Raw genomic sequence first — 4,575 nt, 5'->3', positions numbered from 1 at the left:
AATGGTTGGGTCTACAACAGCCGCAGCAGCGGGAAAGTAGCATTTGTCCTCGTTCGGGACGGCAGCGGCATCATGCAGTGTGTCGTCGCCAAGAGTGACATCGACGAGTCGACATTTGAGGCGGTGCGCCACCTCACGCAGGAGAGCAGCATCAGTATCACCGGTGTGATCCATGCCGAAGAGCGGGCTCCAGGCGGTCACGAAATGCATGTTCAGAAGATCGAGGTCCATCAGACGGCTGTAGACTACCCGATTACGCCCAAGGAGCACGGCGTCGATTTCCTGATGAGTAACCGGCACCTCTGGCTTCGCTCGAAGCGCCAGTGGGCGATCATGCGCATACGCGCCACGATCGTCAAGAGTATCCGTGACTACCTTGATGACAACGGCTTCCTGCTCATGGATGCCCCCATCCTTTCCGCCAATGCCTGCGAAGGATCTTCGACCCTGTTCTCGACTGACTATTTCGGCGTACCCGCTTACTTGTCGCAGAGCGGCCAGTTGTACAACGAAGCGACGGCCATGGCTTTTGGAAGAGTCTACTGCTTTGGTCCCACGTTTCGCGCCGAGAAGTCCAAGACGCGCCGCCACCTGACCGAGTTCTGGATGGTCGAGCCCGAGATGGCGTACTGCAATTGGTCGCAGAATTGCGATGTTCAGGAGAAATTCGTCACGTACATTGTGCAGCAGGTCCTGGAGAAGCGTAAAGAGGAGCTTGCCATCATCGAGCGGGATCTTTCTCCGCTGGAAAAGATAGCTACACCGTTTCCACGCATTTCCTACGATGAGGCAGTGAAGCTCCTGCAGAAAGCCGGTTCGCCGATACAGTGGGGCGACGATTTCGGTGGGGACGAGGAAACGCTCATCTCGAACCAGTTCGAACGACCNNTTCTACATGAAGACAAACCCTGCCAATCCGCAGACGGTACTGTGTGCTGACCTGCTGGCTCCAGAGGGATACGGCGAGATCATCGGAGGCGGGCAGCGCGAAGACGACTACGAGTTGCTTCTCGAACGGGTTCATGCCGAGGGGCTTGCTGAAGCAGACTATCAATGGTATCTGGATCTCCGCAAGTACGGATCGGTCCCGCACAGCGGGTTTGGTCTTGGTGTCGAGCGGACAGTAGCATGGATCTGCAAGCTGCCGCACGTGCGGGAAACAGTCCCGTTCCCTCGCTTGCTTGAGAAGATCTATCCATAGACCGGGAGCAATGGCTGCAGCCAAGGGATACACGTCAGGCTCCAACGAGATCTCAGTGACTGAGGGTCTCACAAGCCTCAGGGGTAAGAAGCCTGCGTCGCTCTATGTCTTCGCGCCCGGAGACGACTATTTCGTTCCACAGGCGAAAGAGGCAGCGCGTTCACTGGTAGCAGAAGCTTTCCGGGCCTTCGATTATGCCGAATTTGAGGGTAGCGACGACAACGTGGACGGTATCCGCGAGTTCCTCGGTAGCGAGAGTTTCGGGTCAGGGCGCAAGGTTCTCGTCATCAACGGTCTCGAAGACAAGGGGGCCAAACGTCTGGGTACTATGGCCCCCCTGTTTCTGTCTGGCAGTACCACCATTGTCATATTTGCGGACCCCGTCAAAGTTCCTTCAGAGCTGCTGAAAAAGGCGTATGTGATTACCAGCTACGCCGTGCCCCCGACTGCGGTGCGCTCTTGGGTCAAGAAGCGGTTCGACGGACGTGCAATAGAGGACCAGGCGGTCCACGAGCTCATGGAGCGGACGGCAAGCAGTTTCTTCCTTATGCGAAGCGAGATCGACAAACTTCTTGCGTATACCGGTGTAGCCGTCACGGTCGCAGATGTCCGTGAGGTCGTGCCCCGGTGCCATATTGCGGCGGCCGCTGATCTCGTCGAGGCAATCTCTCTCAGGAAGTACGACCGTGCGGCGACAGCACTCTATGACCTGTCAGCTTCCGGGGCGACGGATACAACCATTCTCTATGATGTGGAACTCGGGTTTGTACGGTTGCTGAACGCAAAGCTCGTGTCGAAGTCGAACCGGCCCAAGGCCGACCTCAGGGCCTGGTGCCTGCGCACCCAGCATCAATACCTCGACGATTATACGCTAAGTGCTCTTCTGACAGCGGCAAGTCATATCAAGCTGCGTGAACTCGAGGCTATGCTGGAGCGCCTCGAGGAAATCGAATATGAAACGAAAAAAGGGCTCACCAGCAGTGCGCTGGTAGCTCTTGAGCGGTTGCTTTCAGCAGTAGCTCTTACGAAGCAGTAGCCTTGGTCGCAACCTTGGCGTTATTGTCGGGACGCTGACGAAATTGCCTGTGGCTGCGGCAGCGTTCATCCGGTTCTTGTTCGGCTGGCCGCAGTTCGTAACAGCCGTAATAAGCGGAGCCCCATCCTCACTGATTGCGCGTCGTATCAAACCGATTTCCTGAACTGTTGTTCCAGGTCTACCACAGCTCCTGCCGATTTTCCCGAACGGTTGAATCCATGGCCAGCATAGTGTAGAGCAGTGTCTTGACTTCATCCTATCCTGTTATACAATTCACATGTTACCATGAAATTAGTGACGGAATCCGGGTATTCGTATCTGTGTTGGTAGGAATGTCCGTCAATACCTCATACGTGTATGGGGGAAAAAAGGAGGCACTGCGTTGGAGTGTCTTTTGCCTGCGAAAATCGCTGAACTGGCGATGACCAGCGGAGAGAGGAAGGTCGGACTCAGCTTCAGACGATTAGCTGTGCTCGCTGGAGCCGAGCTGTTTACGAGAAACAGTCTTATTGCCTTGTCCGCCTGCTGTCACCGATCTTCCTGGCGAGGAGTCCTGCGCAATTGTGTGCTAGTGTACTTCTTCAATATGGCTTGGCCAGTTCTTGTGGCACTCTTGATCTTTGGTGCTATCGACAGGCAGTTTGTCATGCGGTATGACAAAAAACTGATGTCTTTCTTCAATGTAAACACACCCGACGACCTCGTCATGGCAGTCTGATGATGCCCGTGAGTGAAAAGTCTCTACAGGAGGAACGTGTATGAGGATGAATCTGGAAGACCATCTGAAAGAGAACCCCGAGCTGAAGAAACAGTTTGATGCACTCGACGCGTACATCGGTGAGTTGGCAACTCCGGAAGGTAGCCTCATCAATGTCTTGCACTATGCCCAGGAGATCTTCGGGTATCTCCCCGATGAAGTGCTCGAGTTCGTCTCCAGCAGACTGAATGTACCGCGTTCCACGGTTTACGGTGTCGTCACCTTCTACCACTTCTTCTCGCGTGTTCCGAAGGGACGTCATACTGTCACTGTGTGCCTTGGCACGGCCTGCTATGTGCGAGGCGGGAATGCAGTCTATGAGAAGGTCATGAGGACCCTGGGCATCAAGGCCGGCGAGACCACTCAAGACGGTCGGTTCAGTCTGGATCTTGTTCGTTGTGTCGGGGCCTGTGGTCTTGCCCCAGTCGTCGTTATCGACAAGGACACGTACGGGCGTTCCACGCCCGAGAAGGTCGCCACGTTGCTCAATAAGTACGCTTAACCTCGGGAGAATCGGGAGGAAAGGATGAAATCACTAGAAGAGCTGAAACGCATCAAGGAACAGACTCTCAAGGAGATGGATCTTCGCCAGGCCAAGGAGAGAGGCAAGGTCATCGTTGCAATGGGAACATGCGGCATTGCAGCTGGGGCGAAGGACGCCCTCATGGCCATCATCGAAGAGCTCGAGAAGGCGGATATCCATGACGTCAAGGTTGTTCAGTCTGGTTGCATGGGACTCTGCGACAAGGAGCCAACAGTCGAAGTAGCCATGAAGGACCAGCCTGCAGTTATTTACGGCGACGTCAACGATGCGAACGCGCGCAGGATTGTCCGCGAGCACGTCCAGGGTGGCAATGTCGTGGCTGATCTGGTCATCAAGCGGGAGAACATCTAGCCCAAGGGGAGAAGGGAAAACGCAATGATACGAAATCAGCTGTTGGTCTGTGCAGGCGGCGCCTGCATCACGAGTGGCGAAAAGAGCGTCAAAGACGTTCTGGTCGATGAACTGAAGAAAAATGGTATCGAGGATGAGGTACAAGTCATCGAGACCGGGTGCATGGGAGCATGTGACCTGGGCCCGATCGTTGTCGTGTATCCCGAGGGGACGTTCTATCAGAAGGTCACGGTCGAGAACGCGGGCCTCATCGTAAATGAGCACCTTGTAAAGGGTCGTACTGTCAGCGAGTTGCTGTACAGTGAGCCGACCAGCGAAAGGAAGGCTCAGACCAGCGGTGATATTCCCTTCTACACGCGTCAGGTGAAGCGTGTCCTCCGCAACTGTGGTGTCATCGATCCTCTTTCTATCGAGGAGTACATCGCTCGGGACGGATACTTCGCCCTTGGCAAGGCACTTGAGATGACGCCCGACGATATTATCGGCGTTGTTCTCGACTCCGGCTTGCGTGGACGTGGTGGAGCTGGATTCCCGACCGGTCTCAAGTGGAAGGCTACGCGTGCAGCGCAGGGCTCACCCAAATATGTGGTCTGCAATGGGGACGAGGGTGACCCAGGCGCTTTCATGGATCGCAGCGTGCTCGAAGGAGACCCACACTCCATCATCGAGGCGATGGCGATCGCAGG

7 protein-coding genes are annotated in these 4,575 nt (G+C 55.4%); all 7 read left to right on the top strand.

The genetic code is table 11. The features are described from left to right. A partial coding sequence (locus SMC5_RS05855; protein ID WP_279386316.1) for an asparagine--tRNA ligase occupies positions 1-939 on the top strand: 939 nt, incomplete at its 5' end. Then, on the top strand, positions 896-1,201 hold the full coding sequence (locus SMC5_RS11390) for an amino acid--tRNA ligase-related protein (RefSeq protein ID WP_279386315.1): 306 nt from the start codon (positions 896-898) through the stop codon (positions 1,199-1,201). The genes SMC5_RS05855 and SMC5_RS11390, both read left to right, overlap by 44 nt. 10 nt (positions 1,202-1,211) lie before the next feature. Further along, entirely contained in the window at positions 1,212-2,237 is a 1,026-nt protein-coding gene (holA, locus tag SMC5_RS05850; RefSeq protein ID WP_119119967.1) for a DNA polymerase III subunit delta, read from the top strand. Between the two features lie 394 nt (positions 2,238-2,631). Beyond that, positions 2,632-2,955, top strand: a complete 324-nt coding sequence (locus SMC5_RS05845; protein ID WP_126850768.1) for a formate/nitrite transporter family protein — start codon at positions 2,632-2,634, stop codon at positions 2,953-2,955. Between the two features lie 46 nt (positions 2,956-3,001). After that, positions 3,002-3,496, top strand: coding sequence for an NADH-quinone oxidoreductase subunit NuoE (gene nuoE / locus SMC5_RS05840; protein WP_119087639.1), 495 nt, complete (start codon positions 3,002-3,004; stop codon positions 3,494-3,496). A gap of 24 nt (positions 3,497-3,520) precedes the next feature. Next, a complete protein-coding gene (locus SMC5_RS05835; RefSeq protein ID WP_119087637.1) occupies positions 3,521-3,889 on the top strand; it encodes a (2Fe-2S) ferredoxin domain-containing protein in 369 nt (122 codons plus the stop codon). Between the two features lie 24 nt (positions 3,890-3,913). After that, a partial coding sequence (locus SMC5_RS05830; RefSeq protein WP_207799102.1) for a (2Fe-2S) ferredoxin domain-containing protein occupies positions 3,914-4,575 on the top strand: 662 nt, incomplete at its 3' end.

It is taken from the genome of Candidatus Cryosericum odellii (assembly GCF_003570935.1).
Classification (GTDB): Bacteria; Caldisericota; Caldisericia; order Cryosericales; family Cryosericaceae; genus Cryosericum; species Cryosericum odellii.
Note: the sequence above shows the minus strand (reverse complement) of the source record. Positions and strands in the feature narration are given on the sequence as shown.

Excerpts from the sequence above, each read along its gene's own strand:
- SMC5_RS11390 (WP_279386315.1), top strand. The coding sequence starts at position 896 with ATGAAGACAAACCCTGCCAATCCGCAGACGGTACTGTGTGCTGACCTG.
- holA (WP_119119967.1), top strand. The coding sequence starts at position 1,212 with ATGGCTGCAGCCAAGGGATACACGTCAGGCTCCAACGAGATCTCAGTG.
- nuoE (WP_119087639.1), top strand. The coding sequence starts at position 3,002 with ATGAATCTGGAAGACCATCTGAAAGAGAACCCCGAGCTGAAGAAACAG.
- SMC5_RS05835 (WP_119087637.1), top strand. The coding sequence starts at position 3,521 with ATGAAATCACTAGAAGAGCTGAAACGCATCAAGGAACAGACTCTCAAG.